Source organism: Frankia sp. AgKG'84/4, assembly GCF_023242965.2.
Classification (GTDB): domain Bacteria; phylum Actinomycetota; class Actinomycetes; order Frankiales; family Frankiaceae; genus Frankia.
This window is the reverse complement of sequence record NZ_JALKFU020001301.1, coordinates 1-2,142: the sequence shown is the minus strand read 5'-3', so window position 1 is coordinate 2,142 and position 2,142 is coordinate 1. Positions and strand designations below refer to the sequence as shown.

Sequence of the window (2,142 nt, the reverse complement as noted above, 5' to 3'; positions counted from 1 at the left end):
GCACGCCGACACGCCGCCGGCGACCCTCGTCCCGCCGGCGGGCAAGGGCCCGGACGGCGGCGGCTGGCAGGTGGAGACGCTGTCCTCCAGCACGGCGCAGTGCCGCGGGTCCACCCCGAGCAGACCGGCGGCGCTCAGGTAGGGCTCGGGGTGGGGCTTGCGGCGGGTGACCTCGTCGCCGGCCACCGTCGCGGCGAACGCGTCACGCCCGACGACCTCGAGGACCGGCTCCATCAGGTCGCGGAAGGAGGAGGAGACCAGGGCGGTGGGCACCCCCTGCGCGCGCAGCACCCCGAGCAGCTCCAGGGCGCCGGGCCGCGGGACTATCACGCCGGGCTCGCGGAAGAGCTCCGCGGAACGCCGCAGCAGGAACCGCGCGGTCTCCTCGATGGCCGACTCCGGCTGGCCGAGCATCGAGACCATGATCGGGACGGCGGTGTCGATACCATGGCCGATCATCGCGCGCTTCATCGCCGGGGTGAACTCCCGGCCGAAGCGCGCGGCGGCCTCGTTCTCGGCGATCGTCCAGATCGGCTCGGTATCGACGAGCAGACCATCCATGTCGAAGAAGACCGCCGCGAGGCTACCCACGTGTGCTCCCAGCTCCGTTCGTCCGGCGCCGGGGGCCCGGAGCGCCGGGAGGTGTCCTGCCGGGCCGCCTGGCGCGATCGATCCGGCCGAGACGGTCCAGGTCGTATGCTGCCGGACCGTTGCCACACATCGAGCGCCGGCCTGGGCGGCGGATCTCACAGCCGGGGTGCGACACGTGCGCGAGGGAGGTCCCGCGAGGTGGTAGGACGAGCGGAGGCACATGTCCGGCACGGCCGAGTACGTACCGCGGCGGGCGGGTGTCGCGACGCGGACAGGCCAGCTCGCGACCGTTCACGATCCCGCGGCGGCGGGTATCGCTCCCGAGCCGATACGGTGCAGCCACCGGGACGATCCGGACCGGGTGCCCACCGGCGCCCGTAACCCGGCCGGACCGGCCGGCCAGACCGAGGAAGGGCGTTCCCACGAGCACACCGCCAGACTGGTCCCGCGCAGGAGCACCGCGGGGAGGCGCAGGTTACCCAGCGGACGCGAGGAGGGCTGAGGTCACGGATGTCAGCTCTGGGCAGGGAGTCGTCCGCGTGAGGACGTACCGTTGCACTGTCACCGGGGCAGTGGGCCGCCATGGGGCGGCAGGAGGTGGTAGGTGATCGAGTTCTCCGGCGTCGGCCAGTTGCGGTCGCCGGTCGTGGTAGCCGCCTTCGAGGGGTGGAACGACGCCGCCGACGCGTCGTCGGCTGCCGTCGAGCACCTCGAGACCGCGTTCAAGGCCCGGGTGATCGGCGCGATCGACCCCGACGACTACTACGACTTCCAGGTGAACCGGCCAACGGTGAGCGGGACGGACGGCGCGTCCAGGAAGATCACCTGGCCGACGACGCGGCTGTCCGTGGCGCGCCCGCCCAAGTCCGAGACGGACCTGGTGCTCATCCGCGGCCTGGAGCCGAACATGCGCTGGCGCGGCTTCACCGACGAACTCATCGAGGCCGTCCACGCGCTCGGCAGTGACATGGTGATCTCGCTGGGCGCCCTGCTGGCCGACTCGCCGCACACCCGGCCCGTGCCGATCAGCGGCACCGCCGGGGACGCGGCGACCGCCGCGCGGCTCGGTCTGGAGCCGTCCCGTTACGAGGGCCCCACCGGGATCGTGGGCGTGTTCGGCGAGGCGTGCGCGCGGGCGGAACTCGCGTCGGTGTCGTTCTGGGCGGCCGTGCCCCACTACGTGGCGAACCCGCCGTGCCCGAAGGCGACCCTCGCGCTGCTGCGCCGCGTCGAGGACCTGCTCGACATCGAGATTCCCCTCGGTGACCTGCCGGAGCGGGCCAAGGCGTGGGAGCGCCAGGTCGACGAACTCGCCGCGGGCGACAGCGAGGTCGCGGAGTATGTCCGCTCGCTGGAGTCCCGGGAACCCGAGACGGCGCTTCCCGAGGCCAGCGGCGACGCGATCGCCCGCGAGTTCGAACGCTACCTGCGCCGCCGCGGGCAGTGATGTAGCTCACCGCTGGTCGCGGCCGGCGGGGGGGGGGGGGGGGGGGGGGGGGGGGGGGGGGGGGGGGGGGGGGGGGGGGGGGGGGGGGGGGGGGGGCGGGGGGG

2 protein-coding genes are annotated in these 2,142 nt (G+C 74.0%); one reads left to right on the top strand and one right to left on the bottom strand.

The features are described 5' to 3' along the window. On the bottom strand, window positions 1–591 hold a 591-nt coding region (locus tag MXD58_RS29865), incomplete at its 3' end, for an HAD family hydrolase (RefSeq protein WP_250611487.1). 604 nt (window positions 592–1,195) lie between these two features. On the opposite strand from MXD58_RS29865, the gene MXD58_RS29860 reads away from it, so the two are divergent. Beyond that, entirely contained in the window at window positions 1,196–2,038 is an 843-nt protein-coding gene (locus MXD58_RS29860; protein WP_248840356.1) for a PAC2 family protein, read from the top strand. Window positions 2,039–2,142: the final 104 nt, after the last annotated feature.